Genomic DNA, 304 nt, shown 5'->3' on the forward strand with positions numbered 1-304 from the left:
AAGGGCTTCGTCGAACCTGATGCAATGGACGTATGCGTCGCTGCGCTCCTTTACGCCCTATTGCCCTAGGCTTCCCACGCCGCCTGTATTATTGAATACACATAGATATTACTTGTACAACCTTGGCTGGAAACGGCTCTAGAAGGAAATTAGAATGTGCTCGTTAGAGCACAAAAATAGAGGGCCAACCCTTTAGGGTTGACCCTCTATTTTATGCTTAATCAGCAGCTTCCTATCCTCCCAGGCCGTCTCCAGCCAAGTACTTTCGGCGTTTATGAGCTTAACTACTGTGTTCGAGATGGGA

At 48.0% G+C, this 304-nt stretch carries 1 rRNA gene; it reads right to left on the minus strand.

Annotated features, from left to right (window positions below):
- Window positions 1-219 precede the first annotated feature (219 nt).
- A 5S ribosomal RNA gene (gene rrf, locus ACSV5T_RS09765) occupies window positions 220-304 on the minus strand; the annotation flags it as partial.

The sequence above is a fragment of the Veillonella sp. ZSJB6 genome (assembly GCF_051549505.1).
In the GTDB taxonomy this organism is placed as follows: Bacteria; Bacillota; Negativicutes; order Veillonellales; family Veillonellaceae; genus Veillonella.